Source organism: Pseudomonas sp. JAI111 (genome assembly GCF_024809425.1).
GTDB lineage: Bacteria > Pseudomonadota > Gammaproteobacteria > Pseudomonadales > Pseudomonadaceae > Aquipseudomonas.
The window spans coordinates 189,032-211,946 of sequence record NZ_JANUCB010000012.1 but is presented as its reverse complement, the minus strand read 5'-3'; the positions used below and the strand labels follow the sequence as shown (position 1 = coordinate 211,946).

Annotated in this window: 17 protein-coding genes; 16 read left to right on the top strand and 1 reads right to left on the bottom strand. The window is 59.5% G+C overall.

Annotated elements, in window-relative coordinates:
- The first annotated feature begins 316 nt into the window (after positions 1-316).
- The 11 genes from HNR03_RS28725 (at position 317) to HNR03_RS28675 (ending at position 14,731) form a co-directional block, all read left to right on the top strand.
- Complete coding sequence (locus HNR03_RS28725; RefSeq protein WP_259157487.1) at positions 317-1,669, top strand: TolC family outer membrane protein; 1,353 nt, start codon at positions 317-319, stop codon at positions 1,667-1,669.
- A 37-nt stretch (positions 1,670-1,706) separates the two neighbouring features.
- The gene (locus HNR03_RS28720) at positions 1,707-3,863 is read left to right on the top strand and encodes a type I secretion system permease/ATPase (RefSeq protein ID WP_259157486.1); all 2,157 of its coding nucleotides are present in this window, start codon (positions 1,707-1,709) and stop codon (positions 3,861-3,863) included.
- Positions 3,853-5,220, top strand: a complete 1,368-nt coding sequence (locus HNR03_RS28715; RefSeq protein WP_222589254.1) for an HlyD family type I secretion periplasmic adaptor subunit — start codon at positions 3,853-3,855, stop codon at positions 5,218-5,220. The genes HNR03_RS28720 and HNR03_RS28715 overlap by 11 nt, the downstream gene beginning before the upstream one ends.
- A 305-nt stretch (positions 5,221-5,525) precedes the next feature.
- Positions 5,526-6,413 (top strand): TauD/TfdA family dioxygenase, encoded by an 888-nt coding sequence (locus tag HNR03_RS28710; protein ID WP_259157485.1) that lies wholly within the window; start codon positions 5,526-5,528, stop codon positions 6,411-6,413.
- A gap of 18 nt (positions 6,414-6,431) precedes the next feature.
- A complete protein-coding gene (locus HNR03_RS28705) occupies positions 6,432-7,457 on the top strand; it encodes an ABC transporter substrate-binding protein (protein WP_259157482.1) in 1,026 nt (341 codons plus the stop codon).
- A 5-nt stretch (positions 7,458-7,462) separates the two neighbouring features.
- Positions 7,463-8,323 carry an ABC transporter ATP-binding protein gene (locus HNR03_RS28700; RefSeq protein WP_259157481.1) on the top strand — a complete coding sequence of 287 codons (861 nt, stop codon included), beginning with the start codon at positions 7,463-7,465 and terminating at the stop codon, positions 8,321-8,323.
- Between the two features lie 20 nt (positions 8,324-8,343).
- Complete coding sequence (locus tag HNR03_RS28695; RefSeq protein ID WP_259157480.1) at positions 8,344-9,210, top strand: ABC transporter permease; 867 nt, start codon at positions 8,344-8,346, stop codon at positions 9,208-9,210.
- A gap of 202 nt (positions 9,211-9,412) precedes the next feature.
- The gene (locus HNR03_RS28690; protein WP_259157479.1) at positions 9,413-10,339 is read left to right on the top strand and encodes a LysR family transcriptional regulator; all 927 of its coding nucleotides are present in this window, start codon (positions 9,413-9,415) and stop codon (positions 10,337-10,339) included.
- A gap of 212 nt (positions 10,340-10,551) precedes the next feature.
- Positions 10,552-12,087 carry an MFS transporter gene (locus HNR03_RS28685; RefSeq protein ID WP_259157478.1) on the top strand — a complete coding sequence of 512 codons (1,536 nt, stop codon included), beginning with the start codon at positions 10,552-10,554 and terminating at the stop codon, positions 12,085-12,087.
- Positions 12,088-12,113: 26 nt separating this feature from the next.
- On the top strand, positions 12,114-13,178 hold the full coding sequence (locus tag HNR03_RS28680) for an HlyD family secretion protein (protein ID WP_259157477.1): 1,065 nt from the start codon (positions 12,114-12,116) through the stop codon (positions 13,176-13,178).
- Positions 13,175-14,731, top strand: a complete 1,557-nt coding sequence (locus tag HNR03_RS28675) for an efflux transporter outer membrane subunit (protein WP_259157475.1) — start codon at positions 13,175-13,177, stop codon at positions 14,729-14,731. The genes HNR03_RS28680 and HNR03_RS28675 overlap by 4 nt, the downstream gene beginning before the upstream one ends.
- On the opposite strand, the gene HNR03_RS28670 is transcribed toward HNR03_RS28675, so the two are convergent.
- The gene (locus tag HNR03_RS28670; protein WP_259157474.1) at positions 14,712-15,401 is read right to left on the bottom strand and encodes an NYN domain-containing protein; all 690 of its coding nucleotides are present in this window, start codon (positions 15,399-15,401) and stop codon (positions 14,712-14,714) included. The genes HNR03_RS28675 and HNR03_RS28670 overlap by 20 nt on opposite strands.
- Positions 15,402-15,897: 496 nt before the next feature.
- Between HNR03_RS28670 and HNR03_RS28665 the strand changes: the two genes are divergently transcribed.
- The 5 genes from HNR03_RS28665 (at position 15,898) to HNR03_RS28645 (ending at position 22,875) form a co-directional block, all read left to right on the top strand.
- Positions 15,898-16,680: an efflux RND transporter periplasmic adaptor subunit gene (locus HNR03_RS28665; RefSeq protein WP_259157473.1), complete on the top strand. Its 783-nt coding sequence runs from the start codon at positions 15,898-15,900 to the stop codon at positions 16,678-16,680.
- Positions 16,677-17,996, top strand: coding sequence for an efflux RND transporter periplasmic adaptor subunit (locus tag HNR03_RS28660; protein ID WP_259157472.1), 1,320 nt, complete (start codon positions 16,677-16,679; stop codon positions 17,994-17,996). The genes HNR03_RS28665 and HNR03_RS28660 overlap by 4 nt, the downstream gene beginning before the upstream one ends.
- Positions 17,997-20,093 carry an HlyD family efflux transporter periplasmic adaptor subunit gene (locus HNR03_RS28655; protein ID WP_259157471.1) on the top strand — a complete coding sequence of 699 codons (2,097 nt, stop codon included), beginning with the start codon at positions 17,997-17,999 and terminating at the stop codon, positions 20,091-20,093.
- A 249-nt stretch (positions 20,094-20,342) separates the two neighbouring features.
- The gene (locus HNR03_RS28650) at positions 20,343-21,914 is read left to right on the top strand and encodes a glycosyltransferase family 39 protein (RefSeq protein WP_259157470.1); all 1,572 of its coding nucleotides are present in this window, start codon (positions 20,343-20,345) and stop codon (positions 21,912-21,914) included.
- Positions 21,915-22,038: 124 nt separating this feature from the next.
- Positions 22,039-22,875 carry a sulfotransferase gene (locus HNR03_RS28645; protein WP_259157469.1) on the top strand — a complete coding sequence of 279 codons (837 nt, stop codon included), beginning with the start codon at positions 22,039-22,041 and terminating at the stop codon, positions 22,873-22,875.
- Positions 22,876-22,915 lie beyond the last annotated feature (40 nt).

The window sequence follows — 22,915 nt, the reverse complement described above, 5'->3', positions numbered from 1 at the left end:
TGATGGCGCACTCGCCAAAACTGTCTGGACGTACTTTCAAAATATTCGAGGCGTAACGTTGACGCGTTTGGTCGTCAAACATTTGGCTATGCTTTTTCGCTATTAACTATATGCCAAAGTATTGACCTTGCACTTCTCATCCTAAACACTCGCTCCCGTAATGTCACATTGATATTGAAGTGGCTATCTGCCCCGCAGAAGGCAGCTCGGTTACAAGTTCAACATTTCCGACATACGGTAATCACGATGACAATCATCCGATGCAGCGGCACGTTCTGCAGTGATTCAAGACAAGTAATTCCGGGAAATTCCAACCATGCGTTTGCAGCTGCTCAAGGCTTTACCTTTCGCCATAACCGCCGGTTTTGTTCAGGCGCAGTCACTTCCGGAGGCCATGCAACAGGCGTTGGACGTCCATCCCGAAATTCAGGCAGGTGTTAACAGTCGATTGGCGGCGGATTATCAATTAAAGGCAGCAAAAGGTGGATACCTGCCACGGGTCGATCTGCTGGGCGGTTATGGTCGCGAGGGAGCGGACAACGTCAATACGCGGTCTGCCGGCAATAATAATCACTGGGAAACTTTGAACCGAGGCGAGTCAAGTTTGCGGTTGTCGCAAATGGTTTTTGACGGTTTTGCGACGTCCAGTGAAGTGGGGCGTCAACAAGCCACCGTTAACTCCCGGGCTTATTCTTTATTGGGCACCTCGGAACGCACTGCACTGACCGTTGCACAGGTCTATCTCGATGTCCTGACCCGTCGCGAGTTCGTTCGTCTGGCCACCGACAACTTGAAGAGTCACGAGCGGATTTTTGACCAGATCAAGTTACGCACCCAGCGTGGCGTGGGCAGCGGCGCCGACCTCGATCAGGCAGAAGCGCGCATGGCCCAGGCCCGCAACAACTTGATCACCGAACAGACCAACCTGGCGGATGCCGAGACCAACTTTCTCAGTGCTGTGGGCCAGATGCCCGATCAACTGGAGCGCCCAGCCGAATTCCTCGCGCTGTTGCCGGCCAACTTGAATGAAGCCCGCGCGCAGATGCTGGAAAACAGCCCGATCCTGCGTTCCGCCGAGTCCGATATCGCCGCTGCCGAAAAGCAATACGACACCGCCAAATCGTCCTTCTACCCGCGCTTCGATGCCGAACTGGGTCGCACCGCCGACAACGATCTCGACGGGCAGAACGGTCACACCAACGAATGGCAAGCCATGCTGCGCATGCGCTTTAACCTGTATGCCGGTGGCAGTAACAAGGCTGATCTGGAGTCCAAGTCCTACCTGTCGAACCAGGCCCTGGATATCCGCAATAATGCCCTGCGCGTATTAAATGAAGAGTTGGGCCTGGCCTGGAATGCGCTGAACAATGCCAACGCCCAAGTGCCGATCGCCCAGCAATATGTTGATCACAGCACCAGTGTGCGCACTGCGTATCAGCGGCAGTTCAGCCTGGGCGAACGCACTTTGCTCGACTTGCTCGACAGTGAAAACGAACTGTTCACCGCTTCCCGTCGCCTGGCGGAGATCAAGAACATTCAGTTATTTACTCAATATCGAATCAAGGCGACCATGGGCGAGTTACTCAAAAGCCAGGGAGTGGTCGCACCGTTGGCATCCGTTGTGCAGAACGATGTGAAGCCCAGGGTCCTGCTACCCGGGATGAATTGAGTCTTCCTTATTCAACTGTTTGCCAAGAGTGCCGAGCGTGGAATCAGAAGTCAGTCGAGTTCAACTCATTCATGATCCACGCGCGCTGCACGACGATCCGTTACTGGATGGTTTGCTGGCCCTGTGCACGTTGCATCAGAAGCCAGCCAGCGCCGCGATGTTGACCACCGGCTTGCCATTACCCAAGCAACGCCTGAGCGTGGAACTGCTGCCCCGCGCGGCAGCCCGCGCCGGCCTGCAAGGGCGGGTGCTGCAACGCAAGCTTGAGCAGATCCCAACGATTGCCATGCCGGCACTGCTGCTGCTCAAGGACGGTCGAAGTGCCGTCCTGCTCGGTTGGCAAGGTGAGGATCAGGCCCGCGTATTGCTCAGCGAAAGCGACGGCGGTGAAAGCGTGGTCAGTCGCGAACTGTTGGCCGACGACTACATCGGCAAAGTGTTCTTCGCCCAGCCCCAACACAAATTCGACGTCAATCACGGCACGCTGATCCCGCGTGCGCGCTCGTGGTTCCGCGACACCCTCAAGCGATCGCGCTGGCTGTACGCCGATGCCATTGCCGCCAGTTTCCTGATCAACATCATCGCCATGGCCGCGCCGCTGTTCGTGATGAACGTCTACGACCGCGTTGTGCCGAACCAGGCCGAATCGACTCTCTGGGTGCTGGCCATCGGCATCACGGGCGCCTACCTGTTCGACCTGATCCTCAAAAGCCTGCGCAGCTTGTGCCTGGATCTGGCCGGCAAGAAAACCGACCTGATCATCTCGGCCACGTTGTTCGAGCGCATTGTCGGCATGGCCATGAAGTATCGCCCGGCCCGGGTCGGCAGCTTTGCCCAGAACATCCATGAGTTTCAGAGCCTGCGCGACTTCCTCGCCTCGCTGACCCTGACCAGCCTGATCGACCTGCCGTTTACGCTGCTGATCTTTTTGGTCATCGCGATCCTCGGCGGTCACCTTGTGTGGATCCCAGTGCTGGCGTTCCCGATTGCGTTGCTGATCGGTTATGCCTTGCAGAAGCCGTTGGTGGCGACCATGGAACGAACCATGGCCCTGGGCGCCGAGCGTCAATCGAGCCTGATCGAAACCCTCGCCGGCCTCGACGCGGTGAAGGTCAACAACGCTGAAAGCGAACGTCAGTACCAGTGGGAACAAACTATCGGCACCCTCAGCCGCCTCGAACTGCGGGTGAAAATGCTTTCCGGCCTGGCGATGAACATCACCTTGCTGATCCAGCAATTGGCTGGCGTGATCATGATCGTATTCGGCGTGTACCAGATCATCGACGGGCACCTGAGCATGGGCGGTTTGATCGCCTGTTATATGCTCAGTGGCCGCGCGCTCAGCCCGCTGGCTTCGTTGTCGGGCCTGTTGACCCGCTACCAGCAAGCGCGGGTGACCATGACCTCGGTCGATCAAATGATGGAGTTGCCGCAAGAGCGCAATTTCGATGAACGTCCGTTGAGCCGCAAGGTGCTGCAAGGCGCTATCGAATGCCGGCAGCTGAACTTCACCTACCCGAATCAGCAAAACGCGGCGCTGAAAAACATCAACCTGATCATCAAGCCTGGCGAGAAGATCGGCATCATCGGTCGCAGCGGCTCGGGCAAAAGCTCGCTGGCCAAACTGCTGGTCGGTCTCTATCAACCGGACGACGGCGCACTGTTGGTGGATGGCGTCGATATTCGCCAGATCGATGTCAGTGAATTGCGCTACAACATCGGTTATGTGGCGCAGGACATCCAGTTGCTGGCCGGCACGTTGCGCGACAACCTGGTGTCAGGCGCGCGCTATGTCGAAGACGAAATGGTCCTGCAAGCGGCCGAGCTGGCCGGAGTACACGAGTTCGCCCGTCTGCACCCGCAAGGCTATGAGCTGCAAGTCGGTGAGCGCGGGCAGAACCTGTCCGGCGGTCAGCGCCAGAACGTCGCCCTGGCCCGGGCGTTGCTGCTCAACCCGCCGATCCTGCTGCTCGATGAACCCACCAGCGCCATGGATAACACCGGTGAAGAGCGTCTCAAACAACGTCTCGCCGCCGTCGTCGAGAGCAAAACCGTGGTGCTGGTCACGCACCGGGCGTCGCTGTTGTCGCTGGTGGATCGCTTGATCGTTATCGACCGTGGACAGATTCTCGCCGATGGCCCGAAAGCCGCCGTGATGGAAGCGTTGAAAAAGGGGCAGATCAGTGTTGCTTAAGTCCGGGGTCAAGAACTCCATTCGCCGTTACTTCAAAGGCTCCGAGTCGCTGCATGGCCAGCCACTGCCCGAGGTCAATAAAGCGCTGATCGAAGACGCCCCACGTGTGGTGCGGCTGACGATCTGGGCGATCATCGGTTTCTTCGTGTTCCTGATGCTCTGGGCCAACTACGCGGTGATCGACGAAGTCACCAAGGGCGACGGCAAGGCTATTCCGTCGTCGAAGATCCAGAAAATCCAGAACCTCGAAGGCGGTATCGTCTCCGAGCTGTTCGTCACCGAAGGGCAGATCGTCGAAGCGGGCGCACCGTTGATTCGCCTGGACGACACCCGTTTCGCCTCCAACGTGGGCGAAACCGAAGCCGATCGACTGTCGATGCTGCTGCGCGTGGAGCGGCTGAGCGCTGAAGTCGATGATCGTCCGTTGAATTTCCCCGCCGATGTGCTCAAGGCTGTTCCTGGCCAGGCTGCCAGCGAGGAGTCGCTGTACATCAGCCGCCGCCAGCAACTGCACGATGAAATCGGAGGGTTGCAGGAGCAGTTGATCCAGCGTCAGCAGGAGCTGCGCGAATTTACTTCCAAGCAGTCGCAGTACCGCAACGGACTGTCGTTACAACGTCAGGAAATCGCCATGTCCGAGCCGCTGGTGGCTCAGGGCGCGGTGTCGCCGGTTGAAGTGCTGCGGCTCAAGCGCGCCGAGGTCGAAACCCGTGGCCAGCTGGACGCCACGACGCTGGCGATCCCTCGCGCCGAATCGGCGATCAAGGAAGTGCAGCGCAAGATCGACGAGACGCGCGGCAAGTTCCGCAGCGAGGCGCTGACGCAACTCAACGAAGCGCGCACGGACCTGAACAAGGCCCAGGCCACCGGCAAAGCGTTGGAAGACCGTGTCAGCCGGACGCTGGTCACTTCGCCGGTACGGGGCATCGTCAACAAGTTGCTGGTGAACACCATCGGCGGTGTGATCCAGCCGGGCAGTGATCTGGTGGAAATCGTGCCGCTGGACGACACCTTGCTGGTGGAGGCGAAGATTCGTCCGCAGGACATTGCGTTCCTGCATCCGGGGCAAGAAGCGACGGTGAAATTCACGGCGTACGACTACACCATTTATGGTGGGCTCAAGGCCAAGCTGGAGCAGATCGGTGCCGACACCATCACCGATGAAGACAAGAAGACCACGTACTACATCATCAAGCTGCGCACGGAGCGCAGCCACCTGGGGACAGATGAGAAACCGTTGCTGATCATTCCGGGGATGGTGGCTTCGGTGGATATCATCACTGGCAAGAAAACTATTCTGAGCTACCTGCTCAAACCGATCATTCGGGCGCGGGCAGAGGCGTTGCACGAGCGGTAAATCTTCTTTGCGGCTTAGGGCCTCTTCGCGAGCAAGCCCGCTCCCACATTGGTTATGTGATCGACACAAATCCAATGTGGGGGCGGGCTTGCCCGCGATGGCGGCCTCAAGAGCGGCACAACCCAAAAGCCATATCGTTATTCGCTAACGGTATTTAAATTTCAGTTCTTATATCTATAAAGTCACTTTCCTGCGTACCTGCCGACCAATCGGCGCGCCGCACGACACGAACCAACACGGGACCTCCGTGAGTTTCTTGATCGACGTGCGCGCCCATGAGCGTGCCGTGCGTGGGAGTGATTTTTATGTCAGCCGTCTCTGCGTCACCCGCAATCGCGCCACAAACCTTCGACATCCGCCCGTTCAGCGGCGCCGTCGGTGCCGAGATCATCGGCCTCGATCTGTCCCGACCGATCAACGATCAGGACTTCGCCCGCATCCACCGCGCGCACCTTGACCATCACGTCGTGGTGTTCCGCGACCAGCGCATTACCCCCGAGCAGCAGATCGCCTTCAGTCGCCGATTCGGCGTGTTGCAGATCCATGTGCTCAAGCAATTCCTGCTGGCCGGGCATCCGGAAATCCTCATCGTTTCCAACATCATCGAAAACGGCCAATCCATCGGCCTCGGTGACGCCGGCAAGTTCTGGCACTCCGACCTTTCCTATAAAGAACTGCCCAGCCTGGGCTCGATGCTGCACGCCCAGGAGCTGCCATCCGAAGGTGGCGACACGCTGTTCGCCGACATGCATAAAGCCTGGGACAACCTGCCCGAGGCGCTGCGCAAGGCTGTCGAAGGTCGCTCGGCTGCGCACTCATATACGGCGCGCTACAGCGAGACCAAATTCGAAGGCAACTGGCGTCCGACGCTGACGCCGGAGCAATTGGCTCAGGTCGCCGAAGTCATCCATCCGATCGTCCGTACGCACCCGGAAAACGGTCGCAAGGCGTTGTTCGTCAGCGAGGGTTTCACTACCCGCATCGTCGGTTTGCCGGAAGACGAGAGCAAGCAACTGCTCGCCGAGCTCTATGCCCACAGCGTGCTGCCGCAAAACATTTATCGCCACCAATGGCAGGCCCACGACCTGGTGTTCTGGGACAACCGCTCGCTGATCCACCTTGCCGCCGGATGCCCAAGTCATCTGCGCCGCAAGTTGTATCGAACCACCATCCAGGGCGACGCGCCTTACTGATTCCGTCGGAGATCGATCATGTCCAAACGTCTTCCATTCGCACCGCTGGCAGCTGCCATCGGTTTGGGTTTCAGCCTGATCGCCGGCAGCCTGGTGGCGCCGACCGTGGCCCATGCTGAAGGTGAAATCCGCATTGCCGAGCAGTTCGGTATTGTCTATTTGTTGCTCAACGTGGTGCGCGATCAGAACCTGATCGAGAAGTACGGCAAGCAGGAAGGCATCGACATCAAGGTCGACTGGACTCAGTTGTCCGGTGGCGCAGCGGTCAACGATGCGTTGCTCTCCGGTTCCATTGATATCGCCGGTGCCGGCGTCGGACCGCTGCTGACGATTTGGGACCGCACCCACGGCAAGCAGAACGTCAAGGCCGTGGCTTCCCTGGGCAACTTTCCGTACTACCTGGTGAGCAACAATCCCAAGGTCAAGACCATCGCTGACTTCACCGAAAAGGATCGCATTGCGGTGCCGGCGGTGGGCGTCTCGGTGCAGTCGCGTTTCTTGCAATACGCGGCGGCCAAACAGTGGGGGGACAAGGAATTCAATCGTCTCGACAAGTACACCATTGCGGTTCCGCACCCGGATGCCACAGCTGCATTGGTTGCTGGAGGCACCGAGTTGTCCGGGCACTTTTCCAATCCGCCGTTCCAGGACCAGGAACTGGCCAATCCTAATGTGCACGTGGTCTTGAATTCCTATGACGTCCTCGGCCCGAACTCGCCGACCGTGCTGTTTGCCACCGAAAAATTCCGCGATGAAAACCCGAAAACATATAAAGCCTTCGTCGAAGCGCTGACTGAAGCGGCCGAGTTCGCTCAGAAAGACAAAGGCGCCGCCGCCGACACTTACATCCGTGTCACCAAGGCGAAAATCGACCGCGCCGACTTGTTGAAAATCATCGACAACCCGCAATTCGAGTTCAGCGTCACGCCGAAAAATACTTACCCGTTGGCCGAATTCCTCTACCGCGTCGGCGCGATCAAAAACAAACCGGATTCGTGGAAGGACTACTTCTTCCAGGACGCCAAACCACTGCAAGGGAGCTGATTGCCATGAACGCCCCTTTGCAAGGCCACACGGTCAGCAAACCGAACGACACCGCCCAGGCGCTGCTGTCGGTCGGCAATGTCAGCCTCGAATATCGCACGCCACAACGAGTGGTTCGGGCGACGCATCAAGTCAGTTTTGAAATCGATCCGGCGGACCGTTTTGTGCTCCTGGGGCCGTCAGGTTGCGGCAAGTCGACGTTGCTCAAGGCGGTTGCCGGGTTTATCCGGCCCTGCGAGGGCGAGATCCGTCTTCAAGGGCAAACCGTCGATGCGCCAGGGCCGGACCGGATCGTGGTGTTCCAGGAGTTCGACCAACTGCCGCCATGGAAAACCGTCAAACAGAATGTGATGTTTCCGCTGCTCGCCTCGAAAACCCTCAAACGCAAAGAGGCCGAGGAGCGGGCGCTGCACTACCTGGACAAGGTCGGTCTGGCGGCGTTTGCCGATGCCTACCCGCACACCTTGTCCGGTGGCATGAAGGCGCGCGTGGCGATCGCCCGGGCGTTGGCGATGCAACCGAAAATCCTCTTGATGGACGAACCCTTCGCCGCCCTTGATGCGCTCACGCGCCGCAAGATGCAGGAGGAATTGCTGCTGCTTTGGGAGGAAGTGCGTTTCACGCTGCTGTTCGTCACTCACTCCATCGAAGAAGCGCTGGTGGTGGGCAATCGCATCCTGTTGCTGTCGCCACATCCGGGGCGTGTAAGGGCAGAAGTCCACAGCCATCAATACGATCTGCACAGCCTTGGCGGCGTGGCGTTTCAGGAGTCTGCGCGGCGCATTCACCGATTGTTGTTCGATGAAGGCCAGTCACCGGAAACCGAACGTGAGCTGGATTTCACTGATATCCGCATCGCTTATTGAGCCATTGAGAGGAGTGCCCGATGAGCCATTTATCATCCCCGCGTGAAGAATTCGAAACCGTTCTGCAGCCGCTCACGAGCGTGCCGCTGGAGCGTGAACTACCGCTCGGTCAGCGCCTGTGGCAGCAAGGCTGGATTCGTAAAAGCCTGATCCTGATTCTGCTTGCGGTGCTGTGGGAAGTGGTTGCCCGCGTGCAGAACAACGACCTGCTGCTGCCCAGTTTTTTACAAACCGCCAGTGCGCTGTATGACGGTTTGCTCAGCGGTGAGTTGCTCGGCAAGGTCTGGATTTCCCTGGTGGTGTTGCTCAAGGGTTACCTGATCGGCATTGTGCTGGCGTTTGCCCTGACCACGCTGGCGGTGTCGACGCAGTTTGGGCGCGACCTGCTGAGCACCTTGACCTCGATGTTCAATCCGCTGCCGGCCATTGCGCTGTTGCCGCTGGCGCTGTTGTGGTTCGGTCTGGGGCAGAACAGCCTGATTTTCGTGCTGGTGCATTCGGTGCTCTGGGCGCTTGCGTTGAATACCTATGCCGGATTTCTCGGGGTCTCGGAAACCTTGCGCATGGCCGGGCGTAATTACGGTCTCAAGGGCATGCGTTTCGTGTTGTTCATTCTGATTCCGGCGGCACTGCCGTCGATCCTCGCCGGATTGAAAATCGGCTGGGCCTTCGCCTGGCGTACGTTGATCGCCGCTGAACTGGTGTTCGGCGCCACCAGCGGCAAAGGCGGGTTGGGCTGGTATATCTTCCAGAATCGCAATGAGCTTTACACCGACAAAGTATTTGCCGGGTTGGCGGTGGTGATCTTGATCGGGTTGCTGGTGGAGAACCTGGTGTTTGATTCGCTGGAGCGGGTGACCGTCAAGCGTTGGGGGATGCAGCGCTGAGTTTTGTGGTGTCCGGGCTGATGCCATCGCGAGCAGGCTCGCTCCCACAGGTTTATGTGTTGAATACAAAGTCTGCATCCACTGGAAATCCCTGTGGGAGCGGGCTTGCCCGCGAAGGGGCCAGACCTGCCACCACATAAGTCAGGAGAATGTTTGTTAGCATTGCGTCTGAGTCAATCCACCTCAGATACGAGTGCTCACGATGCAACTCCCGGACATGAATCTTCTGGTCGCCCTCGACGCTCTGCTCGACGAGGGCAGCGTAGTCGGCGCGGCGCGGCGTATGAACCTCAGTCCGCCAGCAATGAGCCGCACCCTGACGCGGATCCGTGAGGCCATTGGCGATCCGATTCTGGTGCGCGCCGGTCGTGGCCTGGTGCCAACGCCCAAGGCGTTGGCGTTGCGCGAGCAGGTGCGCGATCTGGTCGAGCAGGCCGCGCGGCTGTTCCGCTCTGCCGATGACGTGGACTTGGGCAGTTTGCGTCGCCGATTCAGTATTCGGGCCAACGATTTTTTCGTTGGTGTTTACGGGGGCAAGCTTTTCGACACGATGGAGCGCCAGGCCCCGCACTGCGAATTGCGCTTCGTGCCCGAGGGCGATGGCGATGACGAGGCCTTGCGTGAGGGGCGAATCGACTTAAGCGTCAGCAACAATCGTCCGGTCATGCCGGAAGTGAAGGTGCAGAACTTGTTTTCCACGCACTTTGTCGGCTTGGTGCGTGAAGATCACCCCTTGTTTGCGCAGGAGATCACGGCTGAACGCTATGCCGGGTTCTCCCATATCAGCATGTCCCGCCGCGGGATCGCTCGCGGGCCGATCGATACGGCACTCAGCGCGTTGGGACTGGAACGGCGGGTGGCGGTGATTGCGCCGAGTTTCCATGCGGCAATGTTTGCGCTGCCGGATTCCGATTTGATCCTGCCGGTTCCTCAGGAAGCCATTTTGAGCGTGCGACGCCTGGGCTTGAAACTACGCTCCTTTACCCTGCCTGTGCCCTTGCCAACCCTGATGCTGACCCAGGCCTGGCACCCACGCTACGACAATGATCCAGCCCATCGCTGGCTGCGTGAAACACTCAAGGCCTGTTGCGACGAGACGTGGCTGGCCGCGCAACCCTCCGCAAGCTGATCACTGACTTGCTGTGGGAGCGGGCTTGCTCGCGAAGGGGCCATCACCTTCAACATCAATGGCGACTGATACGCCGCTTTCGCGAGCAAGCCCGCTCCCACACGTTCTTCATTGCTGCGTCCAGTGCACTTATAAGCTGCCGATAAGTCAATTTTCGTAATGTCCTGCACTTCTTAAAATGCCCCGGTGTTCAAACCCCGGAGCTTGCAGCAATGACTTCGCTTACGGTCACGGCACCGCTCGCCGTGGCCAGTCCGGCTGCCGCCGCGCCCCCGGCCTTCGGCCCACGAATCATCATCGGCCTGGTGGGCGTGTTGCTGGCGGTGCTGGTGTCGGGCCTTAATGAGATGGTGACCAAAGTCGCGCTGGCCGACATCCGTGGCGCGTTGGCCATCGGCTACGACGAAGGCACTTGGTTGGTCGCCAGTTACACGGCGACGTCGGTGGCCGCGATGGCCTTCGCGCCATGGTGCGCGGTGACGTTCTCGTTGCGGCGCTTCACCCTCTGCGCCATCAGCGCCTTTACCGTATTGGGCGTCTTGTGCCCGTTCGCGCCGAACTACGAAAGCCTGCTGCTCATGCGCACGTTGCAAGGCCTGGCCGGCGGCGCGCTGCCGCCGATGCTGATGACCGTCGCGCTGCGATTTTTACCGGCCAACGTGAAGCTTTACGGTCTGGCAGGTTATGCGCTGACGGCCACTTTCGGCCCAGGCCTCGGCACGCCGTTGGCGGGTTTGTGGACCGAGTATGTCGGCTGGCAGTGGACCTTCTGGCAAGTCATCGCGCCGTGTCTGATTGCCATGGCGGCGGTCGCCTACGGCTTGCCGCAGGATCCGCTGCGTCTGGAGCGTTTCAAGCAATTTAACTGGCGCGGATTACTCCTGGGTTTTCCGGCGATTTGCATGCTGGTGATCGGCATCCTGCAGGGCAATCGGCTGGATTGGTTGGAGTCGAACCTGATCTGCGGATTGCTCGGCGGTGGTCTGTTGCTGCTGGTGCTGTTCCTGACCAATGAATGGTCGCAGCCGATCCCGTTTTTCAAGATGCAAATGCTCGGCATCCGCAACCTGTCGTTCGCCTTGCTGACCCTGGCGGGCGTGCTGGTGGTGCTGTTGGCGGTGATCATCATTCCGTCCAGCTACCTGGCGCAGGTGCAGGGTTATCGCCCTGTCCAGACCGCGCCGATCATGCTGCTGGCGGCGTTGCCACAGTTGATCGCGCTGCCGTTGGTGGCGACGTTGTGCAACTTGCGTTGGGTCGATTGTCGCTGGGTACTGGGGATCGGTCTGAGCCTGTTGGCGCTGTCTTGCATCGGTGGTTCGCACCTGACGTCGGTGTGGATTCGCGACGATTTCTACGTCCTGCAATGGCTGCAAATCCTCGGTCAGCCGATGGCGGTGCTGCCGCTGCTGATGCTTTCTACCGGCAGCATCACGCCAATGGAAGGCCCCTATGCCTCGGCCTGGTTCAACACCGTGAAAGGCCTTTCGGCGGTGGTTGCCACCGGGGTGATCGAAGTGTTGACCACCACGCGTCTGCATTTTCACTCGACCATGCTGGTGGACAACCTCGGTAACTCGCCGCTGGCTGACAGAGACAATGCGGGCCTTGCTCATCGCCTGCATGAACAAGCCGTCGTGCTGACGGCATCCGATCTTTATCTGTGCATGGCGGGCGTCGCCGTGACGCTGATCCTGCTGATTTTCTGGTTGCCGACGCGGATTTATCCACCGCGCGCACCGACATGAACGTTTCACTGAGACAGAAGGTTTTTATGACGACTCAAGCAAAGCAAAAAATGGCGGTCAGCATCGTCGCTGTGGTGGCGGTCGGCGTGCTGGTTTACCTGCTGGCGCCAGGTTTTTTGGGCAAACGCACACAACAGAGCACCAACGATGCCTTCGTCTCGGCGGACTTCACCCTGGTGGTGCCTCGCGTGGCGGGTTTCATCAAGGAAGTGCTGGTGGAAGACAACCAACAGGTCAAGGCTGGTCAGTTGCTGGCGCTGATCGATGATCGGGATCTGCGTGCCGCCGCCCAAGCCGCCGACGCCGAAACGCTGGTGGCCAGGGCGCAATTGCAAAACGCGCGGGCCACCCTTGAGCGCCAGACATCGGTGATTGCTCAAGCGCAGGCGTCAGTGGTGTCGGCCAAGGCTGAAATGGACTTTGCCGCACACGAGTTGAATCGCTACAACCACTTGGCCGGCGTGGGTGCGGGTACGGTGCAGAACGCTCAGCAAGCGCGCACACGCATTGATCAGGCCACTGCTCGATTGGCCAACGTGACCGCAGTGCTGGCGGCGGAACGCAAGCAAGTGGAGATCCTCACCGCTCAGCGCGACGCGGCCGAAGGTGGACTGAAGCGAGCGCAAGCGGCGCTGGAAATGGCCAGCTACGAGCTGTCTTACACGCGCATCGTTGCGCCGCAGGACGGCATGGTTGGCGAGCGCGCAGTGCGGGTTGGCGCTTACGTGACGCCGGGCAGCAAAATGCTGGCGGTGGTGCCGCTGGCCCAGGCTTACGTGGTGGCCAATTTTCAGGAAACCCAACTGACTGATGTGAAACCGGGTCAGGGCGTGCAAGTGCGTGTCGACAGCCTTGGCAGCGAAGTCCTGAACGGTCGCGTCGAGAGCATCGCCCCGGCCACCGGCGTGACGTTCGCGTCGGTGAAACCGGACAACGCCACTGGCAACTTCACCAAGGTGGTGCAGCGGATTCCGGTGAAGATTGTGCTGGAACCGGGGCAGGCATTGGCCGAGCGGTTGCGGGTGGGGATGTCGGTCGAAGCGAGGATCGATACGGCGAGCACCGCCTTGCGTGAGGTAGCTCAGCAATGAAGACCTTTGTTGACTGGACTGACGCCTTCGCGGGCAAGCCCGCTCCCACAGTTGACCGAATTTCAATGTGGGAGCGGGCTTGCCCGCGAAGAGGCCGGTGGCCTCAACTCACCTTTGGCACCCTGCTGGTCATGAGCCTTTGCGCTTGCACCGTCGGCCCCGACTTCCACAAGCCTCAAGCGCAGCAAATCACTGAATGGTCAAAACCAGTAAAAGCCGCTGCCAGCCAAACCGTCACAGAGACCATGGATGAGCGCTGGTGGGAAGTCTTCAACGACCCGAAACTTTCCGCCCTGAGCCAACGAGCCCTGACGGACAACCTCGACCTGAAACTCGCCAGCAGCCGCCTGCAACAAAGCCGTGCCGTGCGCCAGGTGGTTACCGCCGAGCGTTACCCCAACACCGCCGCCACGGGCAGTTACGGACGTAAACGCAACAGCGGCGAAGGATTGATGGACCCGTCCGGCCACAACGGCGACTCGGCGTTCAATCTGTGGGACGCAGGTTTCTCCGCATCCTGGGAGCTGGATTTATGGGGCCGTGTGCGTCGCGAAACCGAAGCTGCGGATGCGACCCTTGAAGTCGCGGAAAACGATCGTCGCGGCGTGCTGCTGTCGGTGCTCGCCGAAACGGCTCAGGACTACATTCAATTGCGCGGCGTACAAAGCACTCGTGCCGTCACTGAGCAAAACCTCGACGTCGCCCGCCACAGCTTGAAACTGTCGCAACTGCGTCTGGCCGACGGCGTTGCCACCGACCTGGACGTCGCCGAAGCGGCGGCTCAAGTCGCCGCCATCGAATCGCGCTTGCCCGCGCTTGAACAGCGTCAGTCGCAACTGATCAACGCCCTCAGCCTGTTGATGGGTGAACGACCGCAAGCGCTGTTCGCCGAGTTATCCACAGACGCCCCCGTGCCGCCAACCCCGCGTCAGGTCGCCATCGGCCTGCCGTCGCAATTGGCCGAACGCCGTCCGGATATCCGCCAGGCCGAAGCTCGCCTGCATGCCGCTACAGCGAGCATCGGCGTGGCCAAGGGCGATTTCTATCCACGGATTACCTTGTCCGGCAGCCTCGGTTCGCAAGCCCTGCAGCTCAGTGATTTCGGCACCTGGGGCTCGCGCTCCTTTGGCATCGGCCCACAACTGAGCTTGCCGCTGTTCGATGGTGGACGGTCGCGCGGCGTTCTGAACTTGCGCGAGGCACAGCAACAGGAGGCCGCTATCGCCTACCAGCAAACCGTACTACGTGCGTGGCATGAAATAGATGATCAACTGACCGCCTACAACGCCAGCCAACTGCGCCGCGACAGCCTCGCCGAAGCCGTGCGCCAGAACCAGATCGCCCTGCGCACCGCGCAGCAGCAATACGTGGAAGGGGTGGTGGATTTCGTCAACGTGCTGACTGTTCAAGGCGCGTTGCTGGCGACTCAGGAACAATTCGTGGAGAGCTCGACCGCGGTCTCGCTGGCGATGGTGGGTTTGTATAAAGCGTTGGGTGGGGGATGGGAGTCGGTGTATCCATTGGCCAATGCCGTTACCAATAATCCGGCTTGATTGCCGGCGTTTTACGGGTAGGCACGCGATCCGGGAACTGGTGTGATTGCAGCTCTTCTGCGGAGATGACTCGACGCATCCAATGGGAGTGTTCCTTTAGCGAACCTGGTGAAGGACAGTTCGATTCAGCTCGATGAGGAAGAATGACCCCGATAGTTATGTCAGGAAAATCTTCGCGAATAGCTTTAAGGGCTGGAGTCATGTCTGTGTCGCTGGAAACCAGTACGAGCTGTTCAATGCGGTCATGCACTTCTAGAGCCGCTTGCCTGGTAGCCGTGCGGTACATGCTGATTGCGATGTGAACATCCGTTTCTTTCTCTTCAAGCTTCCAAATGTCGACCTTATCTTGACGGGAAGCCCCTGTTTTCCTGTCTATGAAGCGCGGAGCTTTTGCCGGTTCGAGCGAATGTCGGCCGTAGTGCACTGCTACTTCGGTCGCTTTCAGTGCTCGCACATACGAGTCTTGAGCCTCTTTCGAGATTCTGCCCCGAGTGGCAAGTATCGGTTTGACGGAAGAAGTGAAGTAATCAACGGAGATGATTGAGCTTTGCGGGTTTTCGATATGTGCGACATGGGCCAGCAGGCCTTTGAGGTTGAGCCACTTATGGGGAGTGCCCGCGAGCAACCGGTAAAACAGATTGTAGCCATCAACAAAAAAAGCGGTGCGCACGAACTTAATCCTCAAAAACGAAAAAACCGGCCTAGGCCGGTTTCTTCACCCCAACTGCCAGAGAACTGAATCTCTGCGTACGGGGTTGAGTTGGAGCAATCCTAAGTCGTGCTCGCCACGCACGTCAATCACCGATTGACCAGGTGCTACACGACGGCATTCACTCCAGCGCCGGCGAGTCAGTTTTGATCACCGGCCTAGCTGATGGTCAAGGCGTTATTGGCTTGAGTTATTAGTGATTGCTACAGGAAGAGGGTTGAGGTGCTACGTTTCTATAAAAGTTTGAAGTGTCGACCGCCGCTCTCCGTATCGATTGAATGTATGTTCCCAATTTTATGTGGGATTTATTACTGAGAGGTTCCGAAGGAAAGCCTAAGTATCCGGGCTGAGTCATTTGGCTAATTTGAAACATCACATTTCCAACCAATAACAACCATCCACTTGACGCACACCCACCCTGTCATAGACTCCGCTCATCCGTCAGGGAGATACGGTTATGCAGCGTGTTCGTGGTTGGGTTATTGGATTGACCTTGGTGACATGCGCAGTTCAGGCGCAAACGCCCGTTCCAGACGATCCGTTGTTGGAAAACAGTGCCACTGGCAGCAGCACAACGGCCAGCAGTGAGGCTCGCGGCGTGTTGCGAGCCAGGGATCAAGCGGTGCTTGCCAGTGAGTTGTCCGGGCGCATTGTCGAGTTGCCGTTCAGTGAGGGCGAGTCGTTCAAGAAGGGCGATACGCTGGCGCGTTTTGATTGCTCGGCGTATCAGGCCCAACTCAATGCCGCTCAAGCAGCCAACCGTGGCGCGGGTGAAGAGCTGGCGCACAATAAACAGCTGGCGGCGTTGAATTCGGTCGGGCGCTTTGAAGTGGCGCGTGCCGAGGCCAAGGTCAGCGAAACACAAGCGCAGTCCCAGGTTTATCAGGTTCAGGTCAAACGCTGCAGCGTGTTGGCGCCGTTCGATGGGCAAGTGGTCGAGCGCAAGGTCAAGCGCTATGAAAGTGTTGCCGCTGGTGCCCCCTTACTGGACGTGGTCGACAACCGTACCCTGGAAATTCATTTGCTGGTGCCGTCGCGCTGGATGGCCCGGCTCAAACCCGGCCAGACCTTCAGTTTTGTTCCCGATGAAACCGGCCAACCACTGGATGCCACGGTCAAGCGCCTCGGTGCGCGGATCGATGAAGGTAGCCAGACTTTGCTGCTGGTCGCGACGCTTCCCAATGCCAACGGTTTGCTGGCGGGCATGAGCGGCACGGCGCGATTCGCGGAGCTTAAATGAACGCGCCGGTTGCCGGCGGCGCCGAACAAGTCTTCGCCAGGTTTCTTGATCTCGAGCGTCTGACCCGCGCGGCGCGCACGCCTTCGCAGCTGGCCTACAGCCTGGTCAATGACGGGCAGGCGTTGTTCGGCTTTCGCCACGCGGCGCTGTTGATCGCCGGCAAGGTGCAAGCGGTGACGGGCGTCAGCACGGTGGAGCCGAATGCGCCGTTCGTGGCGTTCGTCGAACAGGCCGTGGCTCAATTATTCAAGGCCGATCTGCTGAAACTGGCCCGGGTGATCCCGGCGAATGTGCTCAGTGAATCGATCCAGGCCGATTGGCAAAGTCTTTCGGCGGCCCATGTGTTCTGGCTGCCGCTGATCGATCACGAGGGTGAGGTGTTCGGAGGTCTGTGGCTGGCGCGGGATCTGCCGTGGAATCCTTCCGAACAGGTGCTGCTGTCGCAACTGGGCGACACCTACAGCCATGCCTGGCTGGCGCTGCAACCGCGCAAGCCGTGGCGACTGCGCTGGACCCGAAAACGCCAGGTGGCGTTGCTTGCCCTGGTGTTGCTCGCGTTGCTGATCCCGGTACGCCAATCGGTGCTGGCGCCCGCCGAAGTGGTTCCGTTGGGCGGTCGCGTGGTGGCTGCGCCGCTGGACGGGGTGATCACCGAGTTCCTGGTCAAGCCCAATCAGACGGTAAAAACCGGCGAGCTGTTGCTGCGCTTCGAAAGCACCACGCTCAAGGCTCAGGCCGATGTGGCTGAACGAGCGTTGGGCGTTGCCGAAGCGGAACTCAAGGCCAATTCCCAACGCTCGTTCGCTGATGCTGAATCAAGTTCGAAGATCGATCTGTTGGCCGCGCGAGTCGAGCAAAAACGCGCCGAACGGGACTACGCCCGCGAACTGCTCAAACGCAGCGAAGTGCGCGCCGAGCGCGACGGTATCGCAGTGTTCGCCGACGCGGAGCGCTGGACAGGAAAACCGGTGCAGACCGGCGAGCGGCTGATGGAAATAGCCGACCCGAATCAGGCCGAGTTGCGTATCGAACTGGCGGTGGGCGACGCCATTGCTCTGGCGCCCGGCGCGCAAGTCGCGCTGTTTCTCGACAGCGATCCGCTGCACCGGCATTTGGCAACACTTGAACGGTCGGCCTATGAGGCGCAACCCACGGCAGCCGGGCAACTGGCTTATCGTCTGGATGCGAATTTTGCGGGGGCGCCGCCGCGTATCGGCCTGCGCGGAACCGCCAAGATCTTCGGCGACCGTGCACCGTTGGCGTTGTACTTGTTACGTCGACCGCTGGCCGGATTGCGCCAGAGTGTGGGCCTTTAGATGAGCCTGCCGAACCTGCGCGCCGACTTGCAGCTGACGCCCGCTACTCCGGCGCTTGATGGCTCGCCGCGCTGGACCTTGGCCGACCCGGTGCGCGGCCGCTATTTCAAACTCGGCGCGACGGCGATGCGTTTGCTGCGTCATTGGTCCCTGGGCGATCCAGAACAAGTACTGCGTGCCGCCAACCGCGAACCCGGCTTGCCACTTGATGGCGCGGAGCTGGAGCAGTTGCTGGGCTTTTTGCGCAGCCACGATCTGATCAGTGCACTCGATCCGCAACAGCGCGCCAGTTACAGCCCCAAAGCCGCCGCCCAGCGCCAGACGTTGTGGCAAGTGCTGTTACACCAATACCTGTTCTTCCGTATTCCGCTGTGGCGCCCGGACGCTTTTCTCAATCGTGCCTGGCCTTGGCTTGAGCGCTTCGGCCCGCGAGCGCTGCGCTACGGATTCCCGGTCATCCTGGGGCTCGGGGTATTTCTGGTGTCCCGGGACTGGCAACGTTTTATCGCCACCTTCCCGCATTTGTTCAGCCTCGGCGGCGCGCTGGCGTTCGGCGTGGCGCTGTTCTTCGCCAAGCTCTGTCATGAGTTCGGTCACGCGTTCATGGCCAAGCGCGCGGGCTGTCGGGTGCAGAGCATGGGCGTGGCGTTCATGGTCTTGCTGCCGATGTTTTACACCGACGTCAGCGACGCCTGGCGGGTCAATGATCGCCGCGCACGGTTGCTGATCGGTGCCGGCGGTGTGCTGGCGGAACTGCTGCTGGCCTGCATCGCGCTCCTCATCTGGTCACTGCTGCCCGAGGGGCCCGGACGCACGGCGGCGTTCATGCTCGCCAGTGCCACCTGGATCACCACGCTGATGATCAATCTCAATCCGTTCATGCGTTTTGATGGCTACTTTTTGCTCAGCGACTTCTGGGAGGTGGATAACCTGCAAGGGCGAGCATTTGCCTTGTGCCGTTGGCGGCTACGAGAGTTTTTGTTTGGTTATGGCGCGGCGGCGCCGGAGCCTTGGTCGCCGAAGATGCAGCGCCGGTTGCTGATTTGGGGCTACGGCTCGTGGCTGTGGCGCGCGGCGTTGTTTTTCGGGATCGCCCTGGCGGTTTATCACCTGTTCTTCAAAGTGTTGGGGATTTTCCTGATGCTGGTGGAGCTGGTGTGGTTCATCTTCTTGCCCGTTTTGAGCGAGTGGCGGCAATGGTGGAGCCGAAGGGAACAGGCGTATGCCCCACGAGTTCTGCTCAGCGGCCTGGCGTTGCTTGGGCTGCTCCTGGCGCTGGGATTGCCGTGGCGCAGCGCGGTGGAGTTGCCGACGATGCTTGAGGCCGGACGCGCCAGTGCGCTGCATGCGCCGGTTGCGTCACGGGTCAAAACGGTGAATGTGCACGACGGCCAGGTGGTTGCACAGGACGAGGTGCTGATTGAACTGGAATCGCCGGACCTGGATTCGCGCCAGGCCATCGTCCGTCGCGAAATCCAGATCCAGCAATTGCAGATGCGCCGTCAGGCCAGTCGCAGCGAAACCGCTGCCGATGCCGGTATTGTCGAGCAACGTCTGGCAGAGGCCGTGGCTGAATATCGCGGATTGGCTGCCCAACGTGAACGTCTGCTGCTGCGCGCCCCTCACGCCGGCGCCGTGCGCGATCTGTTGCCACAACTGACGGTCGGTCGCTGGCTGTCGACCAAGGACCCCTTGGCACGCGTCGTTGAAGACGGAGCTCGGTTGCGTGGCTATCTGGCCGAAGCCGAACTGTGGCGCGTTGCCCCGGGTGCCACCGGACGGTTCATTGCCGATGATCCGATGCACCCGGCGATCGCGGTCAAACTGACCGAAATCGACACCAATGGCGCGGCTTATGTCGATCAGGAGGCGCTGACGTCCGATCATCACGGGCCGATCGCGGTGCGTCGTGACCCGCATCAACGGGCCGAACCGGTACAGGGACAATACGGAGCCAGGTTGAGCACCCTCGAAGAGGTGCCGACGCCGATGCAACCCTTGCGCGGCGTGGTGGTGTTGCAAGGACGCGGCGAGTCATTGCTGGGCGTTGCCTGGCGACGCATGGCGGCACTGGGTGTCAGGGAAAGCGGTTTCTAAGAGCAAACGACGCCGGACACTAGAAACATCCCGGCTCCGGCAATTCCAGCGAGCAAAAACCTTCGACTAACTCTGTGGAGCCCAAGCTCCAAAAATTTCTGTGGCCGGGTCACGCCGCGCCACAGCCTGGTTGATCCGCCTGATTGCCGAATGTCGTTGGTCGTAAAGCCAGCATCGACGACGGTACTGTCGCTGCCCTACAGTGAGCGCACGATCCAGTATTTGTCAGTGGCAATCTTGAGGGGAGCAATGGAAGTACGTAGAGAAACGCCGGTTGACGGCACCCAGGGCCCGCATGCTGCACCCCGCCCCTGGGCGCATGTTCAGCGTTTGCTGCGGTGGGTACGCGAGCATTGGCTGTTACCGATCCTGATTTTGGCCACGGCAGTGCGTTTCTACGACCTGACGGCGGCGGCTATTTGGGGCGACGAAGGTTCCAGTCTGCTATTGAGCCAGTATTCGTTAAGCGGGATCTGGCAGCACGCCGCCCACGATGTACACCCGCCGCTGTATTTCATGATCCTGCACGGCTGGATCGAGTTGTTCGGCGATGGCATTTTCTCGATCCGATGTCTCAGCGCATTACCCGGAATCGCCACGGTATGGCTCGGCGTATGGCTGATGGACTTGATCGCCACTCGGCGTGCCGCGCTGCTGACCGGTGTCCTGCTGGCGCTGCTGCCCACGGCGGTGCGCTACAGCCAGGAAGTGCGGATGTACTCGCTGCTGGGCCTGTGGTTGATCGGCGCGACGATTGCCTTGGTCTACTGGATCAGATACCCCCGGCGCACGCGTTATCTGGTCGCCTACGCCCTGCTGATGACGGCCGCGTTCTACACCCATTACTTCACGGCCCTGTGCGTTCTTTGCCACTGGCTGTACCTGGGGGTGATTCGTTTACAGCCAGGCTATCGATTGCGGCACATTCAGCGCCCTGGCTGGTGGCTGGCGAACGGGGCCATCGTGCTGTTGTACCTGCCGTGGGTGCCGAGCCTGATCGATCTGATCCAGCACATGGATCAGCTCAAAGCCAATGGTGATGTCGGGTGGGAAGATCCCGTCACGATCAGCTCCTTGCCTTCGATGATCTGGTCGTTCCTGATCCAGGACGATGGCGAAAAGCTTTCGACGCCGCTATTTATCGCCATGCCCCTGGCATTGCTGGCCTTGATGTGGGTGGCACTGGCCCGCGATCGCAGTGTTTTTCGTGGCAGTGCTTTGGTGACGATCTATAGCGTTGTACCGCTGCTGCTGGTGTTTGGGGTGTCCTATATTTCGCCGGTGTTCATCGAGCGTTACGTCACTGCGTACGCCCTCGGGCTGCCGATGATCGCTGCGCTGGCCATTGATCGCCTGTATTCGGGTTTTCGGGTGATTGCGCTGGTGGCACTGGTGCTGTTTGTCGGTGTCGAACTGGTGGGAGTGAAAAACAACGCCACGGTGGATACCAATGACCAGATCAGTGTCATGGTCGAATACGTCAACCAGCACTTCGTTGCCGGGGACCGGATCGTCACCAGCGACATGCTCTGGTACCTCAGCTATGTCTATTACAACCGCACCGACACCAAGCCGTTGCTATATACGCCCCCATTGCCCAATGGCACTTCGAGCCGGCCGAATGCCTACGGTTTCGGCACGCTGGTCACCCAGGACGTTTATCTCGACAGCCTTGGCAGCCTGCCCAAAGGCACCAGCCGCGTATGGTTGATCGGAACCGCCGAGGGGCCGGACGAATTTGCACCATTGCCAGCAGGGTGGCAGGGCGTTAGCAAAACCCAGGCGGGAGGCGCCAATGCGCGCTTGTTCGTGATGCATTGAGTCAGAAACAAAAATTACATTTTTAAAGGATTTAGCTTCGATTTGATATCAAAACACCACTACTTGTAAGGCCATTCTTCGTCTACGCTGCTCATACGTAAAGGACTTATGTGCAGGTGAACGGATGCAACAGTTCCATTTCATTTCAGGCTTGCCGCGGTCGGGTTCGACCCTGCTGTCGGCAATCCTGTTGCAGAACCCGCGTTTTCACGCAGGCATGACCAGCCCCGTTGGCACGCTCTTTACCAGTGTCCTCGAACAATGCAGCGCCGGTAGCGAGTTCGGTGCGGTGATCGACACGCCGTTGCGTCGGCGTCTGTTGCGCGGATTGTTCGACTCCTACTATGCCTATCAGGCCGACAAGCCGGTCATCTTCGATACCAATCGACAGTGGTGCTCGCGTTTGCCGGCGTTGCAGGATCTGTTTCCCAAGGCCAAAACCATTGCCTGCGTGCGCAACGTCGCCTGGGTGATGGACAGCCTTGAGCGTCTTTATCGCGCCAACCCGTTCGAGAACACCAAGCTGTTCAACGACGAAGTCGAGCGCAACACCGTCTACAGCCGTTGTGAAACCCTGGCCCAGCGCAATCGCCTGGTGGGTTTTGCCTGGACTGCGCTCAAAGAAGCTTATTACGGTGAAAACGCCGACTCGTTGCTGATCGTCGATTACGACCTGCTCAGCCAGGCGCCGGAGCGAGTTTTGCGGCTGGTCTACGAATTTATCGGCGAGCCGTGGTTCGAGCATGACTTCAACAACCTCATCTATGACGCGCCGGAGTTTGACCAGGCACTGGGCGTTTCGGGGCTGCATCGAGTCAAACGCCAAGTGGCGCTGGAATCACGGCGCACGATCCTGCCGCCGGACCTGTTCGACAAATATGCAGAACTGTCCTTTTGGCACGATGGGTCCTCCAGCGCCGCCAATGTCATTCGTATGAAATCCGAAGCCGCGATCAATTAATTGATCGCGGTTTTTTCCTGGCCGTCATAAAAGTTCGAGT